Origin of the sequence: Streptomyces sp. LHD-70, assembly GCF_031157275.1 — a bacterium.
Lineage (GTDB): Bacteria > Actinomycetota > Actinomycetes > Streptomycetales > Streptomycetaceae > Streptomyces.
Genome location: NZ_JAVIFW010000030.1, coordinates 58,438 through 75,540 on the forward strand (window position 1 = coordinate 58,438; position 17,103 = coordinate 75,540).

16 protein-coding genes are annotated in these 17,103 nt (G+C 70.7%); 8 read left to right on the forward strand and 8 right to left on the reverse strand.

Annotated features, from left to right (window positions below; all coding sequences use genetic code 11):
- The first annotated feature begins 54 nt into the window (after positions 1-54).
- The 5 genes from folP to RCO28_RS35845 all read left to right on the forward strand — a co-directional run bounded on the left by folP (position 55) and on the right by RCO28_RS35845 (position 3,139).
- Positions 55-918, forward strand: a complete 864-nt coding sequence (gene folP, locus RCO28_RS35825) for a dihydropteroate synthase (RefSeq protein WP_308945549.1) — start codon at positions 55-57, stop codon at positions 916-918.
- Entirely contained in the window at positions 915-1,433 is a 519-nt protein-coding gene (locus tag RCO28_RS35830; RefSeq protein ID WP_308945550.1) for a nuclear transport factor 2 family protein, read from the forward strand. The genes folP and RCO28_RS35830 overlap by 4 nt, the downstream gene beginning before the upstream one ends.
- Before the next feature lie 191 nt (positions 1,434-1,624).
- On the forward strand, positions 1,625-1,984 hold the full coding sequence (gene folB, locus RCO28_RS35835) for a dihydroneopterin aldolase (RefSeq protein WP_308945551.1): 360 nt from the start codon (positions 1,625-1,627) through the stop codon (positions 1,982-1,984).
- Positions 1,981-2,577 carry a 2-amino-4-hydroxy-6-hydroxymethyldihydropteridine diphosphokinase gene (gene folK, locus RCO28_RS35840; protein ID WP_308945552.1) on the forward strand — a complete coding sequence of 199 codons (597 nt, stop codon included), beginning with the start codon at positions 1,981-1,983 and terminating at the stop codon, positions 2,575-2,577. The genes folB and folK overlap by 4 nt, the downstream gene beginning before the upstream one ends.
- A gap of 76 nt (positions 2,578-2,653) precedes the next feature.
- A complete protein-coding gene (locus RCO28_RS35845) occupies positions 2,654-3,139 on the forward strand; it encodes a DUF3180 domain-containing protein (protein WP_308945553.1) in 486 nt (161 codons plus the stop codon).
- Positions 3,140-3,317: 178 nt separating this feature from the next.
- Here the strand turns inward: RCO28_RS35845 and folE are convergent, their stop codons facing one another.
- From folE to dacB, 6 genes are all read right to left on the reverse strand, one after another.
- A complete protein-coding gene (gene folE / locus RCO28_RS35850; RefSeq protein ID WP_308945554.1) occupies positions 3,318-3,923 on the reverse strand; it encodes a GTP cyclohydrolase I FolE in 606 nt (201 codons plus the stop codon).
- Between the two features lie 140 nt (positions 3,924-4,063).
- Positions 4,064-6,109: an ATP-dependent zinc metalloprotease FtsH gene (gene ftsH, locus RCO28_RS35855; protein WP_308945566.1), complete on the reverse strand. Its 2,046-nt coding sequence runs from the start codon at positions 6,107-6,109 to the stop codon at positions 4,064-4,066.
- A 200-nt stretch (positions 6,110-6,309) separates the two neighbouring features.
- Positions 6,310-6,849, reverse strand: coding sequence for a hypoxanthine phosphoribosyltransferase (gene hpt / locus RCO28_RS35860; RefSeq protein ID WP_308945555.1), 540 nt, complete (start codon positions 6,847-6,849; stop codon positions 6,310-6,312).
- A gap of 43 nt (positions 6,850-6,892) precedes the next feature.
- Positions 6,893-7,954: a tRNA lysidine(34) synthetase TilS gene (gene tilS / locus RCO28_RS35865; protein WP_308945556.1), complete on the reverse strand. Its 1,062-nt coding sequence runs from the start codon at positions 7,952-7,954 to the stop codon at positions 6,893-6,895.
- Between the two features lie 241 nt (positions 7,955-8,195).
- Entirely contained in the window at positions 8,196-9,326 is a 1,131-nt protein-coding gene (locus RCO28_RS35870) for a zinc-dependent metalloprotease (protein ID WP_308945557.1), read from the reverse strand.
- 75 nt (positions 9,327-9,401) lie between these two features.
- A complete protein-coding gene (dacB, locus tag RCO28_RS35875; protein WP_374991315.1) occupies positions 9,402-10,922 on the reverse strand; it encodes a D-alanyl-D-alanine carboxypeptidase/D-alanyl-D-alanine-endopeptidase in 1,521 nt (506 codons plus the stop codon).
- 198 nt (positions 10,923-11,120) lie between these two features.
- Here dacB and RCO28_RS35880 point away from each other — a divergent pair, with 198 nt between their 5' ends.
- Positions 11,121-11,612, forward strand: coding sequence for an inorganic diphosphatase (locus tag RCO28_RS35880; RefSeq protein ID WP_308945568.1), 492 nt, complete (start codon positions 11,121-11,123; stop codon positions 11,610-11,612).
- Positions 11,613-11,777: 165 nt separating this feature from the next.
- Positions 11,778-13,436, forward strand: a complete 1,659-nt coding sequence (locus tag RCO28_RS35885; protein ID WP_308945558.1) for a threonine/serine exporter family protein — start codon at positions 11,778-11,780, stop codon at positions 13,434-13,436.
- A gap of 74 nt (positions 13,437-13,510) precedes the next feature.
- Here RCO28_RS35885 and RCO28_RS35890 read toward each other — a convergent pair whose 3' ends face one another.
- Positions 13,511-14,353 carry a VTT domain-containing protein gene (locus RCO28_RS35890; RefSeq protein WP_308945559.1) on the reverse strand — a complete coding sequence of 281 codons (843 nt, stop codon included), beginning with the start codon at positions 14,351-14,353 and terminating at the stop codon, positions 13,511-13,513.
- Positions 14,354-14,604: 251 nt separating this feature from the next.
- Entirely contained in the window at positions 14,605-15,363 is a 759-nt protein-coding gene (locus RCO28_RS35895) for a MerR family transcriptional regulator (RefSeq protein ID WP_308945560.1), read from the reverse strand.
- A gap of 197 nt (positions 15,364-15,560) precedes the next feature.
- Here RCO28_RS35895 and RCO28_RS35900 point away from each other — a divergent pair, with 197 nt between their 5' ends.
- Complete coding sequence (locus tag RCO28_RS35900; protein WP_308945569.1) at positions 15,561-16,988, forward strand: glutamate decarboxylase; 1,428 nt, start codon at positions 15,561-15,563, stop codon at positions 16,986-16,988.
- The last annotated feature ends 115 nt before the right edge of the window (positions 16,989-17,103 follow it).

Consider the following 17,103-nt stretch of genomic DNA (forward strand, 5'->3'; position numbering starts at 1 on the left):
GTTCGGGGCCCCGGCCCGTACAGCTCACTCCCCGTACGGGCCTACGCTGGAGGCATGAGTACGTTGCGTGGCCGTGGCACGGTCGAAGGCCTTCCGGAGTGGGACCGCTGTGCGGTGATGGGAGTCGTCAACGTGACGCCCGACTCCTTCTCCGACGGTGGCCGCTGGTTCGACACCACGGCCGCCGTCAAGCACGGCCTCGACCTGGTCGCCCAGGGCGCCGACCTGGTCGACGTCGGCGGTGAGTCGACGCGCCCCGGCGCCAGCCGCGTCGACGAGGACGAGGAGCTGCGCCGGGTCGTGCCCGTCGTGCGCGGCCTCGTCTCGGAGGGCGTCACCGTCTCCGTCGACACCATGCGCGCCACCGTCGCGGAGGCCGCGCTCGCCGCGGGCGCCCGCCTCGTCAACGACGTCAGCGGCGGCCTCGCCGACCCCGCGATGATCCCCGCCGTCGCCGCCGCCGACGCCCCGTTCGTCGTCATGCACTGGCGCGGCTTCAGCGAGGACATGAACACCCGCGCGGTGTACGAGGACGTCGTCGGCGAGGTCGTCAGCGAGCTCCACGCGCGCGTGGAGGCGGTTGTCGCGGGCGGTGTGGCCCCCGAGCGGATCGTCCTCGACCCCGGCCTCGGCTTCGCCAAGGACGCGGAGCACGACCTCGCCCTGGTCGCCCACATGAAGGAACTGCGCAGCCTCGGCCTGCCGGTCCTGGTCGCCGCCAGCCGGAAGCGTTTCCTCGGCCGGGTCCTGGCCGCCGGCCCGGACTCCGCCCCTCCGCCCGCCCGTGAACGCGACGCCGCGACCGCCGCGGTCTCCGCCATCGCCGCCCACGAGGGCGCCTGGGCGGTCCGCGTCCACGAGGTCAGGGCCACCGCCGACGCCGTCCGCGTAGCCCGCGCCGTAGAAGGAGCCCAGTGACGCCCCGTACCGACATCGAAGCCGTCGAGACCGCCAACACGTCCTTCTACGAGGCCCTGGAGCGCGGCGACTTCGAGGCGGTCTCGGACCTCTGGCTGCCCGACCACAGCGACGCCGTCGACAATGAGGACGGCGACGAGACGGCCACCGTGTCCTGCGTGCACCCCGGCTGGCCCGCCCTCTCCGGCCGCGGCGAGGTCCTCAGGTCGTACGCCCTGATCATGGCGAACACCGAATACATCCAGTTCTTCCTCACCGACGTACGCGTCTCGGTGCACGCCGACACCGCCCTCGTCAGCTGTACGGAGAACATCCTCAGCGGCGGCCCCGCCGAGGAGGGCGCCGATCTCGGCCCGCTCGTCGGCCAGCTCGTGGTCGCCACGAATGTGTTCCGCCGCACACCCGGCGGCTGGAAGCTGTGGTCGCACCACGCCTCACCGGTGCTCGCGGAGACCGACGACGACGAGGGCGCGGCGGGCAACGGCGGTGCAGAGGGCGGCGAAACACCCGCCTGAGTGGGTAGGCGCCCTGTGGGGGTTGGACGGCCTGCCGCCGGGGTATGGGCGGCTACCAGCCCGGGAGCGGCATGGTCCAGAGCCCCCGTGGGCAAGCACTGTCAGCACCCGCAGGTAGATTCGAATGGGTCCCGTGAGCCGACCGCACTCGGTCCGGGCCCGCCGAACCGACGAATGCAGGAGTGATTCGCGTGGATCGTGTCGCGCTGCGCGGCCTCAAGGCCCGTGGGCACCACGGTGTCTTCGCCCATGAACGCGAAGAGGGCCAGACGTTCATCGTGGACCTGGTCATCGGCCTGGACACCAGGGCGGCCGCGGCCGACGACGACCTGGCGAAGACCGTGCACTACGGCATCGTCGCCGAGGAGGTCGTGGCCGTCGTCGAGGGCGAGCCCGTCGACCTCATCGAGACCCTGGCCGAACGCATCGCACAGCAGTGCCTCAAGCACGACGGCGTGCAGGAGGTCGAGGTGGTGGTGCACAAGCCGAACGCACCCATCACGGTCCCCTTCGACGACGTCACCATCACCATCACCCGGAGCCACGCATGAGCACGCAGAGCGACCCGACCGTCCAGCCGGTGCCCGCCTCCGTGGTGGAACAGGTCGACGCCGCGGACGTCACCCTCAACAACCCGAAGTTCGCGGTCATCAGCCTCGGCAGCAACCTCGGCAATCGCCTGGAGACCCTCCAGGGAGCCGTGGACGCCCTGGAGGACACCCCCGGCCTGCGCGTGAAAGCCGTCTCGCCGGTGTACGAGACGGAGCCCTGGGGCGTCGAGCCCGGCAGCCAGCCCGCGTACTTCAACGCGGTCGTCGTCATCCGGACCACGCTTCCCCCGTCCTCGCTCCTGGAGCGGGCGCACGCGGTCGAGGAGGCCTTCCACCGCGTACGGGACGAGCACTGGGGCCCGCGCACCATCGACGTCGACATCGTGACGTACCAGGACGTCGTCTCCGACGACCCCGAGCTCACGCTCCCGCACCCGCGGGCGCACGAGCGGGCCTTCGTCCTCGCCCCCTGGCACGACGTCGACCCCGAGGCGCAGATCCCCGGCCGCGGCCCCGTCGCCGAGCTGCTCGGCCAGGTCACCCGCGCGAGCGTCACGCCCCGCGTCGACCTGGAACTCCGGCTGCCCGAATAGTCGTTAGGGTCAGGACGAGGCCCGCGACCGGGCCCCTGGACGGGCACGAAGGACGACGAAAGAGGCGACCGCCACCGTGAAGCAGCTGCGCATCCGGACGCTGATCGGCCTGTTCCTAGTCGCCGGAGTGCTGTCCTGGGCGGGCGCCCGGCTCTGGGATTCGCTCGGCGAGCTGCCGGGCGTCCCCCTGGCCGCACCGATCGTGCTCGGCGTGATCGCCGCCGTGCTGCTCGCGACGGCCCTCTCCATCCGCTCCCGGCTCCGCGCCCAGCGCGAACGCCGCCCCGGCGCCAAGGGCGTGGACCCGATGATGGCCGCCCGCGCCCTGGTCTTCGGCCAGGCGAGCGCCCTGGTCGCCGCCCTGGTCACGGGGGTGTACGGCGGGGCGGGCGTCTTCCTGCTCAGCCTCCTGGACCTCCCGGCCCGCCGCGACCAGGCCATCTACGCCGGCTTCGCGGTCGTGGCCGGCGCGGGCGTGATCGCGGCGGCCCTGTTCCTGGAACGCGTCTGCAAACTCCCGGAGGACGGCGACGAGGACGAGGTGGGCCCGGCGGCGGCCTGAGGCCCGGCCCACCACAGCGGCGTTCCGCACGCCGCTGAAATCACCAACTCTGGCGCGCCGGCCGGCCGTTGACCAGAATGCTGCGGCGCCCCCAGTGCGAGGCACGATGCACGTACGTCCCCCTCGGGTCCTGTTCGACCCGAGGGGGACGTCGTCGGGCAGCACCGGCCCCATGCGGCTAGTTCGCCAATATCAGGCTCATCGCCTCGGCGCGTGTCGTGGCGTCGCGCAGCTGGCCGCGCACCGCCGAGGTCGTCGTCTTGGCACCCGGCTTCCGGATGCCACGCACTGACATGCACATGTGCTCGGCCTGCACCACCACGATCGCGCCGCGCGCCTCGAGGATGCGCATCAGCGAGTCGGCGATCTGCGTGGTCAGCCGCTCCTGCACCTGCGGCCGGCGGGCATAGACCTCGACCAGCCGGGCCAGCTTCGACAGCCCAGTGATCTTCCCGCTCTCCGCCGGGATGTAGCCGACGTGGGCCACGCCGTGGAACGGCAGCAGGTGATGCTCACAGAAGGAAACGATCTCGATGTCCTTCACCAGGACCATCTCGTCGTGTCCGAGGTCGAACGTCGTGGTCAGGACGTCCTCGGGCTGCTGCCAGAGTCCCGAGAGGAGCTCTCGATACGCCCGCGCCACCCGCGCCGGCGTCTCCCGCAGTCCCTCGCGGTCCGGGTCCTCGCCGACCGCGATGAGCAGTTCCCGTACGGCGTTCTCGGCCCGCTTCTCGTCGAATTCGCCGATCGAGCTCTCGCCGTCCAGCGTCACCGGGTCGGTCATCTGTGCCTCGTTCCTGTTACGACGGGCAGCGTTCCTCCACGTCTGCCGTGTGCGCACACAAAAAGCCGCGCCCCCCAAGGCTAGAACCAGGGGGGCGCGGCATACATTCCGGGCCTGCCGTGACGGCCGGGAACCAGTGATCAGCTCTCCGGGCGGTCCTCCGGGGCGGGGGACTTCGTCAGGTCCGCCGGAGTCGTCGACTCCGTCGCCGCCGTCACCGCGGGGGTGCCGTTGGCGCCGTTGGTGAGCGACAGCTCCTTGGGTGAGAGCACCGGGGGCCGCGTCGACGGCGTACGCCGCGAGGAGCCGGTCCACGCCGGGCGGGCCGGGCGCTTCACGATCGGCGCGAAGATCTCGGCGATCTCCTCCTTGCCGAGGGTCTCCCGCTCCAGAAGCTGGAGCACCAGGTTGTCGAGGACGTCGCGATTCTCGACGAGGATCTCCCACGCTTCGTTGTGGGCGGTCTCGATGAGCTTCTTGACCTCTTCGTCGACCAGCGCGGCGACCTCTTCCGAGTAGTCGCGGGGGTGCCCCATCTCGCGCCCGAGGAACGGCTCGGTGTTGTCGCCGCCGAACTTGATGGCGCCGAGCCGCTCGGTCATGCCGTACTGCGTGACCATGGCGCGGGCTGTGGCGGTGGCCTTCTCGATGTCGTTCGCTGCGCCCGTGGTCGGGTCGTGGAAGACGAGCTCCTCGGCCGCGCGCCCGCCCAGCATGTACGCGAGCTGGTCGAGCATCTCGTTGCGCGTCGTGGAGTACTTGTCCTCGTCCGGGAGCACCATCGTGTACCCGAGCGCACGGCCGCGGGACAGGATCGTGATCTTGTGGACCGGGTCGGAGTTCGGCGAGGCCGCCGCGACCAGGGCGTGACCGCCCTCGTGGTACGCGGTGATCTTCTTTTCCTTGTCCGACATGATCCGGGTCCGCTTCTGCGGGCCCGCGACCACACGGTCGATCGCCTCGTCCAGGAAGTGGTTGTCGATCAGCTTCTTGTCCCCGCGGGCCGTCAGGAGGGCGGCCTCGTTCAGGACGTTGGAGAGATCGGCACCGGTGAAGCCGGGGGTGCGGCGGGCGACGGCCGAGAGGTCGACGTCCGGAGCGACCGGCTTGCCCTTCTGGTGGACCTTGAGGATCTCCAGGCGGCCCTGCATGTCCGGGCGGTCGACGGCGATCTGCCGGTCGAAGCGGCCGGGGCGCAGGAGCGCCGGGTCGAGGATGTCCGGGCGGTTCGTGGCGGCGATCAGGATGACGCCACCCTTCACGTCGAAGCCGTCCATCTCGACGAGCAGCTGGTTCAGCGTCTGCTCGCGCTCGTCGTGGCCGCCGCCCATGCCGGCACCGCGGTGCCGGCCGACGGCGTCGATCTCATCGACGAAGACGATCGCCGGGGCGTTCGCCTTGGCCTGCTCGAAGAGGTCACGGACACGGGAGGCACCGACACCGACGAACATCTCGACGAAGTCGGAACCGGAGATCGAGTAGAACGGCACGCCCGCCTCGCCCGCGACGGCACGCGCGAGCAGCGTCTTGCCCGTACCGGGCGGGCCGTAGAGCAGGACGCCCTTGGGGATCTTGGCGCCGACGGCCTGGAACTTGGCCGGCTCCTGCAGGAACTCCTTGATCTCGTGGAGCTCCTCGACGGCCTCGTCCGAGCCGGCGACGTCGGTGAACGTCGTCTTGGGGGTGTCCTTGGTGATCAGCTTGGCCTTGGACTTCCCGAACTGCATGACTCGGGAGCCGCCGCCCTGCATCTGATTCATCAGGAACAGGAAGACGACGACGATGAGGACGAAGGGAAGCAACGAGAGCAGGATCCCGACGAACGGGTTCTGCTTGGAGGGCGAGACGGTGTAACCGTCCTTGATGTCGCCGTTCTCGTAGTTCTGCTGCAGCTTGGTGGCCAGCTGGGCGCCCTGGTCGCCGATGTAGCTCGCCTGGATCTTGGTGCTGCCGCCGTACTTGTCCTTGTCGGCGCCGCCCTTCAGTTCGACCTTGATGGTCTGTTCGTCACCGGTGGTGAGCTTGGCGGTCTGCGCCTGCTTGTCGTCGATGGCCTTGATGACCTGGGCGGTGTCCACCGTCTTGAAGCCGCCGGACGAGCCGACGACCTGCATCAACACGACCACGGCGAGGACGGCCAGCACGATCCACATGACCGGCCCACGGAAGTATCGCTTCACGTCCATCCATACGGAGCGGTGCCGCCCCGTCCCTCCTGCCATAGTGAGTTTGATAAGGCGAGTTTGTTAAAGGCTGTTCTTCGGACGGTACCCCAGCATTGTCACCCGAAGACGCAGGGGACGGCGGGCAAACCCGTCTTCCCCTGCTCCAACGGCGGGAACGCCCTGAGGGTTCCCGTGGGCGCCGACCGAACGGGGGCGGTGGTTCAGCCGCCGTAGACGTGCGGGGCGAGCGTGCCGACGAACGGCAGGTTGCGGTACTTCTCCGCGTAGTCCAGGCCGTATCCCACGACGAACTCGTTGGGGATGTCGAAGCCGACCCACTTCACGTCGATCGCGACCTTCGCGGCGTCCGGCTTGCGCAGGAGCGTGCAGACCTCGAGGGAGGCGGGCTCGCGGGAGCCGAGGTTGGAGATCAGCCAGGACAGCGTCAGGCCGGAGTCGATGATGTCCTCGACGATCAGGACGTGCTTGCCCTTGATGTCGGTGTCGAGGTCCTTGAGGATCCGCACCACACCGGAGGACTGGGTCCCGGCGCCGTACGAGGACACCGCCATCCAGTCCATCGTCACCGGGCTGGACAGGGCCCGCGCCAGGTCCGCCATCACCATCACGGCACCCTTGAGGACACCGACGATGAGCAGGTCCTTGCCCGCGTACTCCGCGTCGACCTTGGCGGCCAGTTCGGCCAGCTTCGCGTCGATCTCTTCCTTGGTGATGAGCACCGACTCCAGGTCGGTGCTCATGTCTTTCGCGTCCACCCGCACATCACTTTCGGTTCGCCGTGTGTCAGCCCTGCCGGATGACAAGTCTGCCACCCTGCCGTCGGGCCTCCACTCGACCGGGGAGGTTGATGGCCCCCTGGCCGCGCCAGCCGGTGATCAGCCGGTCGATCTCCTCGATGTGCCGGGCGAACAGCGAACCGGCGGGAGAGCCCGCCGCGATGGCGGTGCGGCGCAGGACGCGGCGGCGCACGGCGGGCGGCAGGCCGTACAGCTTGGCGCAGTCGAGGAGCCCGGACTCGTCGCGTACGGACTGCTCGGCCTCGGCGGCCCAGGTGTCGAGGGCGTCGGCGTCGTCACGGGAGAGCTGGGCCGTGCGGGCGAGGGCCTCCACGACTCCTTTGCCGAGGGCTTTCTCCAGGGCGGGCAGGCCCTCGTGGCGGAGCCGTGAGCGGGTGTACGCCGGGTCGGCGTTGTGCGGGTCGTCCCAGACAGGCAGCGACTGGACCATGCAGGCCTTGCGGGCGGTCTGGCGGTCGAGCTGCAGGAACGGGCGGCGGTAGCGGGCGCTCGCGCCGGGCCGGCCGGAGACGGCGGCCATGCCGGACAGCGAGCGGATGCCGGAGCCGCGGGCGAGGCCGAGGAGGACGGTCTCCGCCTGGTCGTCGCGGGTGTGGCCGAGGAGGATCGCGTCGGCGCCGTGGCGTTCGGCGACGGCGTCCAGGGCGGCGTACCGGGCGTCGCGGGCGGCGGCTTCGGGTCCGCCCTCGCGGCCGACACAGACGGCGACGGACTCGACGGGTCCGAGGCTCAGGGCGGTCATGCGGGCGACGACCTCGGCGGCGCGCAGATCGGAGCCGTGCTGCAGGCCGTGGTCGACGGTGACGCCGCCGGCGCGGATGCCGAGCTTCGGGGCTTCGAAGGCAAGGGCGGAGGCGAGGGCCATGGAGTCGGCGCCGCCGGAGCAGGCGACGAGGACAAGGGGCGCGCGGCCCGGTTCGGCCACGGCCGGGGCGCTCAGCCGGCCGGCGTGCGCGGCGCGGTCGCGGGTGGCGAGGTCGGTGAGTACGTCGTGGAGTACGCGGCGGACCGCCAGGCGTATCGCCGCGACCGCAGGATGGGGACCCATTGTCCGGTTCCCTTCGTGAAATTCGGGGGGGGTGTGCCTCGGATCGAGTCACTTCGGGCCGTTCGCTCCGAGATCGGACCGCGCGGTTCGGCTGTGCGGTCCGGACCGTGCGACGTCACTCAGAGTGCGTCGATGGTGACAGAACCGAGCGGCTACCCGAGCATTGCACGCCTACCCCTGGCTCACGGTCCCTCGGAAGGGTGATTGCGGGGGCTCGGTTCTGCCACGGACGGCACGCCCCTCACGACTCTGCCTTACGGTGCACCCTCGCGACCCAGTCCGCCGGTCTGGCGATCTCCGCCTTCGTGGGGAGGGTGTTGGGCGAGGTCCAGACGCGGTTGAAGCCGTCCATGCCGACCTGTTCGACGACGGAGCGCACGAACCGTTCCCCGTCGCGGTACTGGCGGAGCTTGGCGTCCAGGCCGAGGAGCTTGCGCAGGGCCTGGTCGAGGCGGGAGGCGCCCTTGGCCCGGCGCTCCTTGAACTTCTCCCTGATCTCCGTGACGGACGGGACGACGGCGGGGCCGACGCCGTCCATCACGAAGTCCGCGTGCCCTTCGAGCAGGGACATCACGGCGGTCAGGCGGCCGAGGACCTCGCGCTGGGCGGGGGTCTGCACCAGCTCGACGATGGAGCGGCCGCCGTCCTCCTCCTCGGTCCTGCCGTTGCCCGCGAGGGACGAGGCGGCCTCGCGCAGGCGCTCCAGGACCGTCATCGGGTCGACCTCGGTCTCGGCAAGGAATGACTGGATCTCGCCCTCGAGGTGGTCGCGCAGCCAGGGCACGGCGGTGAACTGGGTGCGGTGGGTCTCCTCGTGCAGGCAGACCCAGAGCCGGAAGTCGTGCGGGTCGACGTCGAGTTCGCGCTCCACGTGCACGATGTTCGGCGCGACGAGCAGCAGGCGCCCGCCGCCGTCCGGCGCCGCCGGGAGGTCACGGCTCGGCGGGGCGAAGGTCTCGTACTGGCCGAGTACGCGGGAGGCGAGGAAGGAGAGGAGCATGCCGAGCTCCACGCCGGTGACCTTGCCGCCGACCGCGCCCATCATCGCGTTGCCCGGTCCTGAGCCGCGGCGGTCCTGCATCTTGTCCAGGAGCGGCTTGAGCAGTTCCCGGAATCCGGCGACGTTGGCGCGCACCCAGCCGGCCCGGTCGACGACCAGGACCGGGGTGTCGTGGCCCGCGTCCGTCGCCATGCGCGTGAAGGAACGGACGTGCTCCTCCGCTGACTTGGCGTGCCTGCGCAGCTCGGAGACGATGGCGCGCGCCTCGTCCCGGCTGACCTCCGGCCCCGGCCGCACGAGCCGGGTCGCGGTCGCCACCGCGAGATTCCAGTCGACCATCCCTGCAGATGCGGCACCACCGATGCTCGTCATGCGTCAACCGTACGTGCTCGATCCCTCCGGCGGAGTGCCTCGGAGCCGGGCGGAAACGGTTCCGCGGGCGGAGCGTCAGCGGCAGCCGCAGTTGGCGACCGCGGCGGCGAGGCGGTCCAGGGTGGACTGGGCGGCCCTGGGGTCGCCGGTGCCGGAGGCGGTGAAGGCGAAGACGAGGAGGCGGCCGTCGGCGTCGACGACGCTGCCGGCGAGGGTGTTCACGCCGGTCAGGGTGCCCGTCTTGGCGCGGACCAGACCGGTGCCGGGGGCGCTGGCCTTGTCGTCGGCGTAACGATTGCGCAGGGTGCCGGTGAACCCGGCGACGGGCAGGCCGGTGAGGACGGGGCGCAGCTCGGCGTGGGCCGGGTCGGCGGCGCGGGCGAGCAGGGCGGTGAGGAGCTTCGCGCTCAGCCGGTCCTCGCGGTCGAGGCCGCTGCCGTCTGCGAACTTGGCCTTGTCGAGCGGGAGTTCGAGCTTCTTCAGCTCTTGCCTGACGGCCTTGGCGGCGCCGTCGAAGCTCGCCGGTTCGTCGGCGGCGATGGCGGTCTGGCGGGCGAGGTGCTCGGCGATGTCGTTGTCGCTGTGCGTGAGCATGCGCTCGACCAGCGCGGCGAGCGGCGCGGACCGCACGGTGCCGATCGTCTTCGCGCCCTTGCCCGCCTTCTTCGAGCCCGGCTCGCCGTCGACGTCGATCTCGCGGTCGCGCAGCAGGTCGGCGAAGGTGCGGGCGGCATCGCGTGCCGGTTCGGCGGTACGGGGCGCGGGGCCGCTGGTGGAGTCGTCGAGGCGGCCCTCGTCGGCCATCAGGGGGCTGATGGGGGCGATGTTCTCGTTGGGGCCGATGGGGTGCTGGTCCGGTCCCGAGTACGCGGACGTGTCGTACGAGAGCTTGATCTTGTCCACGCCCTGGGTGCGCAGGGCGTGGGCGGTGGCGTCGGCGAGGGTGTGGAGGCTGGCGTTGCCCTGGTCGCCCTTGCGCGCGGTGAGGGTGGGGTCGCCGCCGCCGACGAGAGTGACGCGGTCCTTGTCGAGGACGGTGCGGGTGGCGATGCGGTGGTCGGGGCCGAGGGCCGAGAGGGCCGCCGCGGCGGTGGCGATCTTGATGGTCGACGCGGGCGTGACGGCGTCGCCCGCCTTCGTGCCGTAGACCTCCTTGCCCGTGGCGGCGTCCACGACGGAGGCGGTGCGGTCGGTGCCGAGGGAGGGGTCCTTGAGGAGGGGGTCGAGTACGTCGGCGAGGGCGCGCCCGGTGGGGGCGGGGGCGCCGCCCGCGGGGGCGCCCAGGGCGATGAGTACGCCGGGGGCGCTCGGGGCCGCGTTCGGCTCGGCGCCGCCGTGATCTGCGCCACCGTCCCGGCCCTCGGCCTTGCTCAGGGCCCGCTCGGCCGTACGCTGACCGGAGTCCCATGGGCCGGCCGCGGTCACCGCCACGGCCGAGATCGCGAGGCCGACCGTGGCCGCGCACGCCGTGAGCTGCCAGGTGGTGAGCTTGCCGCGCCGCGGGGGTCCGGACGGCCTAAGGAGCGGAGAGAGCTTCACGGGCCGCTGCGGCCGTCGCAGCGAGGAAAGCCGACGCACCTTGAGCTCGGGCACCACGACCAGCCCCTTTCGCGATCACCTGCCTGCGTGAGGGACACTTAATCACTGCGTCTTGCCGCGGGATCGCACCGCGGTGGGTCCGACCACATAAAAAGGCCGGAGTTGGTGCCCGCGGAGTAACCGCTGTTCGCAGCGGTGTCCCACGGGAGGACGCAGCATCGCCCGTTGTTTGTGTTGATCATGGAGGAGCATCCGGTGGAGTTCGACGTCACGATCGAGATTCCGAAGGGTTCGCGGAACAAGTACGAGGTGGACCACGAGACCGGTCGTATCCGTCTGGACCGTCGCCTGTTCACCTCGACCAGCTACCCGGCCGACTACGGCTTCGTCGAGGACACCCTCGGCGAGGACGGTGACCCGCTGGACGCCCTGGTCATCCTGGACGAGCCGACCTTCCCCGGCTGCCTCATCAAGTGCCGCGCCATCGGCATGTTCCGCATGACGGACGAGGCGGGCGGCGACGACAAGCTGCTCTGCGTGCCGGCCTCCGACCCGCGTGTGGAGCACCTGCGGGACATCCACCACGTCTCCGAGTTCGACCGCCTGGAGATCCAGCACTTCTTCGAGGTCTACAAGGACCTGGAGCCCGGCAAGTCCGTCGAGGGCGCCAACTGGGTCGGCCGCACCGAGGCCGAGGTCGAGATCGAGCGTTCGTACAAGCGCTTCGAGGAGCAGGGCGGTCACTGACCCCCGGCCCCGCACAACCGCCGAAGAGGCCGCGCGCACCCCTTGAGGGGGTCCGCGCGGCCTCTTCGCGTGTCCATGCTCATACTGGCCTTATCGGAGGTGCGTACGAGGGCCGCAAGTGCTGCCAACGGCTCGTCGGCCCAGGGAAAGCAGAAGGTGAAGAAGGTGGCTGACACCGCGGAGGAGGAAGACCGCAAACCGCAGTCGGACGAGGCGCACAGCGCGTTCTCTCCGGTCGGTGGTGTGGACACTCCCGCCGTGCCGGAGGACGAACATCCGACCTCCGAGTTCACCATCCCGAACGGGCTGAGGATTCCGGCCACTCCGGAGGACACGGAGACGTCGGCGTTCAAGCCGCCGCCCAACTACGAGGCGCGGGCGGGGGTCGCGTTCACGCCGCCCTCGGGCATCCCCATGGTCAAGCTGACCAAGGAGGCGCCCTGGCAGGACCGGATGCGCACGATGCTGCGCACCCCGGTGGCGGACCGGCCGGCGCCGGAGGCGACGCAGCGGCACGAGGACGAGTCGGGGCCCGCGGTCCCGCGCGTGCTCGACCTGACCCTGCGTATCGGCGAGTTGCTGCTCGCGGGCGGTGAGGGCGCCGAGGACGTCGAAGCGGCGATGTTCGCCGTGACCCGCTCGTACGGCCTGGACCGCTGCGAGCCGACCGTCACGTTCACGCTGCTCTCCATCTCGCACCAGCCGTCCCTGGTCGACGACCCGGTGACGTCCTCGCGCACGGTGCGCCGGCGCGGCACCGACTACACACGTCTGGCGGCGGTGTACCGGCTCGTCGACGACATCGGCTCCGGGGACATCGAGGTGTCCCTGGAGGAGGCCTACCGGCGCCTCGCGGAGATCCGCCGTAACCGGCACCCCTACCCGGGCTGGGCGCTCACCGCCGCGGCCGGGCTGCTCGCGGGTGCGGCGGCGACGCTGGTCGGCGGCACGGTCGTGGTGTTCATCGCCGCGGCGATGGGCGCGATGCTGGGCGACCGGCTCGCCTGGCTGTGCGCGGGGCGCGGGCTGCCGGAGTTCTACCAGTTCATCGCCGCCGCGATGCCGCCCGGCGCGATGGGCGTCGCGATCAGCCTCCTGGACCTGCCGGACGTACGGGCCTCCGCGGTGATCACCGGTGGGCTGTTCGCGCTGATCCCGGGGCGGGCCCTGGTCGCGGGCGTGCAGGACGGCCTGACCGGCTACTACATCACCGCGGCCGCCCGCCTCCTGGAGGTCGGGTATCTGGTCGTCGGCATCGTGATCGGCGTGCTCACGGTGCTCTATCTGGGCGTACGGCTCGACGCGGGCCTGAACCCGGAGACGACGGTCCACACCGTGAACCAACCGCTGATCCAGATCCTGGCGGCGATGGCGCTGTCGCTCGCGTTCGCGGTGCTGCTGCAGCAGGAGCGGTCGACGGTGCTGCTCGTGACGCTCAACGGCGGCGTGGCCTGGGTGATCTACGGGGCGATGGCCAACGCCGGCGCGCTGTCGCCGGTGGCCGCCACGGCGGTCGCGGCGGGCCTGGTCGGCCTGTTCGGGCAGCTGCTCTCGCGCTACCGCTTCGCTTCGGCGCTGCCGTACGTCACGGCGGCGATCGGGCCGCTGCTGCCGGGTAGTTCGACGTACTTCGGGCTGCTCAACATCGCGCAGAACGAGCTCAATGCGGGCCTCGCGCAGCTGTCCAAGGCGGCGGCGCTCGCCCTTGCCATCGCGATCGGCGTGAACCTGGGCGGCGAGCTGGCCCGGCTGTTCCTGAAGGTGCCGGGCGGCGAGGGCCTGGCCGGCGGGCGCAAGTCGGCGAAGCGTACGCGCGGCTTCTGAGCGCGCGGTCCTGATACGCGAGGAGGGGCGGCCGTACGTGGTGTACGGCCGCCCCTCCGGGCGTCGGCGTGCGGTCAGCGCTTGGCGTGGCGGCCGCGCTGGGGCGGCTCGGGGTGGCCCTGCTGGTTCTGGTGAGGCTGGTGGGGCTGACCCTGCTGGTTCTGGTGGCCCTGCTGGTTCTGGTGGGGCTGGTTCTGGTGGGGCCGGTGCGCGTGCAGCTGCTGGGTGGGGTGGTCCACGCCCGGCGCCGGGGCAGCCGGGGCAGCCGGGGAGGCGGTGTCCTCGGCCGCGGCCTTCTTGCTCTTCGAGCGGGCCCGCAGGAACTCGATGATGATCGGCACGACCGAGATCAGGACGATCAGGATCAGGATCGGCTCGATGTTCTTGCGCACGAACTCGATCTGGCCGAGCCACGCGCCGAGCAGCGTGACGCCCGCGCCCCACAGGACGCCGCCGAGGATGTTGTACGTGATGAACGAGCGGTAGTTCATCTTCGAGACGCCCGCGATGATCGGCGTGAACGTCCGCACGATCGGCACGAAGCGGGCCAGGACCAGCGACTTCGGCCCGTGCTTCTCGAAGAACTCATGCGCCTTCGTCACGTTCTCCTGCTTGAACAGGCGGGAGTCCGGGCGGTTGAAGAGCGCCGGTCCGACCTTGCGGCCGAAGAGGTACCCCGCCTGGTCGCCGAGGATCGCCGCCACGCAGACCAGCGTGCACACCAGCCACAGCGGGTGGTCGAGCACATTCGTCGTCACCAGCAGGCCCGTGGTGAACAGCAGGGAGTCGCCCGGCAGGAAGAAGCCGATCAGCAGTCCGGACTCGGCGAACACGATGATCAGCAGGCCGATGAGCCCGAACTTGTTCAGCAGAAGCTCCGGATCGAGCCAGCTTGGTCCGAGCGCAAGCGTCGTCATCACGGGTCCGGGCTCCTGGGGGTGTCGGTGAAGAGGGAACAGCCGATGCGGCCGCCCAAAGCTATCAACGCAAGGAACCAGGGGCGGGTTCCACTGTGCTCCCCAGGATGCACCCCTCCCACATACGGGCAAATCAATTCAATTGAGCGGAAAGAGGCCCAGCGAAGGTGGACAAACACGGGCATCAACGACTTCGGGTGTGTGCGTACGGCACGGCCGTGGTGATCGTGCCGCACGCCTGAGGAACACCGTCACGCGTGCCGGATCGCGTTCGCCAGGATCGCCTCGCGCTGGTACGCGGCGAGCCCCGGCCCGGCCTTGTCGATGTTGACGGTGAAGCGCTGGTCGGCGACGTACATCTCGCCGAGGCAGCTGTGCATCTCGTGCGAGCAGTCGTAGTGGTTGCGGGAGATCCACTGCCGGTGGGCCTCGGCGGCGTCCATCGCCTCCTCGGACTCCGGGGCGGCGCCCGCCTCCATCAGCTCCACGAAGCGCTGCGTGACCTCGTCGCCCTCGCGCTGGATTCGCAGCCAGTCCTCCTTGGTGTACGAGGCCGCGCGGCGCTGCGACTGCGCGTACGCGTCCGTATTGCCCCAGCGCTGCTCGACCTCCTCCTCGTACTGGTCGGGGTCGAAGTCGCCGAAGACCTCGAACTTCTCCTCGGGCGTGAGGTTGATGCCCATCTTCTTCGCCTCCATGGCGGTCTCGACGGCGGCGGCCATCTCCTGCAGCCGGGTGATCCGGGCAGTCAGCAACCGGTGCTGTCTGCGCAGGTGCTCGCGCGGGTTCGCGTCCGGGTCGTCCAGGAGCGCCGCCACCTCGTCGAGCGGGAAGCCCAGCTCCCGGTAGAACAGGATCTGCTGCAGCCGGTCCAGGTCCGCGTCGCTGTAGCGCCGGTGGCCGGCGCGGTTGCGTTCGCTCGGGACCAGCAGGCCGATCTCGTCGTAGTGGTGCAGCGTGCGCACCGTGACGCCCGCGAAACCCGCGACCTGTCCCACCGCGTAGCTCATCGCCGCCCGCTCCTTCCGGTGTGTTCTCGGTACGTCACTCACCTTGAGGCCTCACGCCACGTGAGGTGCAAGCCGGAATCGCACCCGGATCGCGGGGCCGTCCACGGGTGGCCCGCTCAACAGGCTCATGCCCTGTTTGCCCCGTTACCGTGAGCCCGCGTACCCGCACCCCCGTCCCGTACGAGAGAGGCGCCGCGATGTCCCTGCACCAGGGCAGCAGTCAGGAGCCGGAGGCGGACGACGAGCTGCGCGGGCTCGCCCTGAACCCGTTCTTCGGGCAGGCGAACCCGGTCGGCGGCATGACCGCGGCGCCGCCCAGGCACGTCCTCCCGGACGGGCCGCTGCCGCCGGCGACCGCGTACCAACTGGTCCGCGACGAGCTGATGCTGGACGGCAACGCGCGCCTGAACCTCGCCACGTTCGTCACCACCTGGATGGAGCCGCAGGCCGGCGTCCTGATGGCGGAGTGCCGGGACAAGAACATGATCGACAAGGACGAGTACCCGCGCACCGCCGAGCTGGAGCGGCGCTGCGTGGCGATGCTCGCCGACCTGTGGCACGCGCCGGACCGGGACGCGGCGGTGGGCTGCTCGACGACCGGGTCCAGCGAGGCCTGCATGCTCGCGGGGATGGCGCTCAAGCGGCGCTGGGCGAAGCGGAACGCCGATCGCTACCCCTCGCGGGAGGCCAGGCCGAACCTGGTGATGGGCGTCAACGTGCAGGTCTGCTGGGACAAGTTCTGCACCTTCTGGGAGGTGGAGGCCCGCCAGGTGCCCATGGAGGGCGACCGCTACCACCTGGACCCACAGGCCGCCGCCGAACTGTGCGACGAGAACACCATCGGCGTCGTGGCGGTGCTCGGCTCCACGTACGACGGCTCGTACGAGCCCGTGGCCGAACTCTGCGCCGCGCTCGACGCGTTGCAGCAGCGGACGGGCCTGGACATCCCCGTGCATGTGGACGGGGCGTCGGGCGCCATGGTCGCGCCGTTCCTCGACCCGGACCTGGAGTGGGACTTCCGGCTGCCGCGGGTGGCGTCGATCAACACGTCCGGGCACAAGTACGGGCTCGTCTACCCGGGCGTCGGCTGGGCGCTGTGGCGGTCGGCGGAGGAGCTGCCGGAGGAACTGGTGTTCCGGGTGAACTACCTGGGCGGGGAGATGCCCACCTTCGCCCTGAACTTCTCCCGGCCGGGCGCGCAGGTGGTCGCGCAGTACTACACCTTTCTGCGGCTCGGCCGGGAGGGCTACCGGGCCGTCCAGCAGGCCTCACGGGACGTCGCGCGCGGGCTCGCGGAACGGATCGAGGCGCTCGGGGACTTCCGACTCCTCACGCACGGCGACCAGTTGCCGGTGTTCGCGTTCACGACGGCGCCGGACGTGACGGCGTACGACGTCTTCGACGTGTCGCGGCGCCTTCGCGAGCGGGGGTGGCTCGTGCCCGCGTACACCTTTCCCGCGCACCGGGAGGATCTCTCGGTGCTGCGGGTGGTGTGCCGCAACGGGTTCTCGGCGGATCTGGCGGGGCTGCTGCTGTCGGATCTGCGCAGGTTGCTGCCGGAGCTGCGGGCGCAGCCGGGGCCTGCGGCCCCGGGCCCCGCGAAGGCGACCGCCTTCCACCACTAGATGATTGAGTCCGATGTCTGGGCTGGTCGCGACCATGGCGAAGGGCGCCCGTTGGCCTGAGTGTGACTTCCGACCTGGACGCCCTTCTGGCGGCACTGTACGTGTTCATCGACGA

Excerpts from the sequence above, each read along its gene's own strand:
- folP (WP_308945549.1), top strand. The coding sequence starts at position 55 with ATGAGTACGTTGCGTGGCCGTGGCACGGTCGAAGGCCTTCCGGAGTGG.
- folK (WP_308945552.1), top strand. The coding sequence starts at position 1,981 with ATGAGCACGCAGAGCGACCCGACCGTCCAGCCGGTGCCCGCCTCCGTG.
- folE (WP_308945554.1), bottom strand. The coding sequence starts at position 3,923 with ATGACCGACCCGGTGACGCTGGACGGCGAGAGCTCGATCGGCGAATTC.
- ftsH (WP_308945566.1), bottom strand. The coding sequence starts at position 6,109 with ATGGACGTGAAGCGATACTTCCGTGGGCCGGTCATGTGGATCGTGCTG.
- hpt (WP_308945555.1), bottom strand. The coding sequence starts at position 6,849 with ATGAGCACCGACCTGGAGTCGGTGCTCATCACCAAGGAAGAGATCGAC.
- tilS (WP_308945556.1), bottom strand. The coding sequence starts at position 7,954 with ATGGGTCCCCATCCTGCGGTCGCGGCGATACGCCTGGCGGTCCGCCGC.
- RCO28_RS35870 (WP_308945557.1), bottom strand. The coding sequence starts at position 9,326 with ATGACGAGCATCGGTGGTGCCGCATCTGCAGGGATGGTCGACTGGAAT.
- RCO28_RS35890 (WP_308945559.1), bottom strand. The coding sequence starts at position 14,353 with ATGACGACGCTTGCGCTCGGACCAAGCTGGCTCGATCCGGAGCTTCTG.
- RCO28_RS35895 (WP_308945560.1), bottom strand. The coding sequence starts at position 15,363 with ATGAGCTACGCGGTGGGACAGGTCGCGGGTTTCGCGGGCGTCACGGTG.
- RCO28_RS35900 (WP_308945569.1), top strand. The coding sequence starts at position 15,561 with ATGTCCCTGCACCAGGGCAGCAGTCAGGAGCCGGAGGCGGACGACGAG.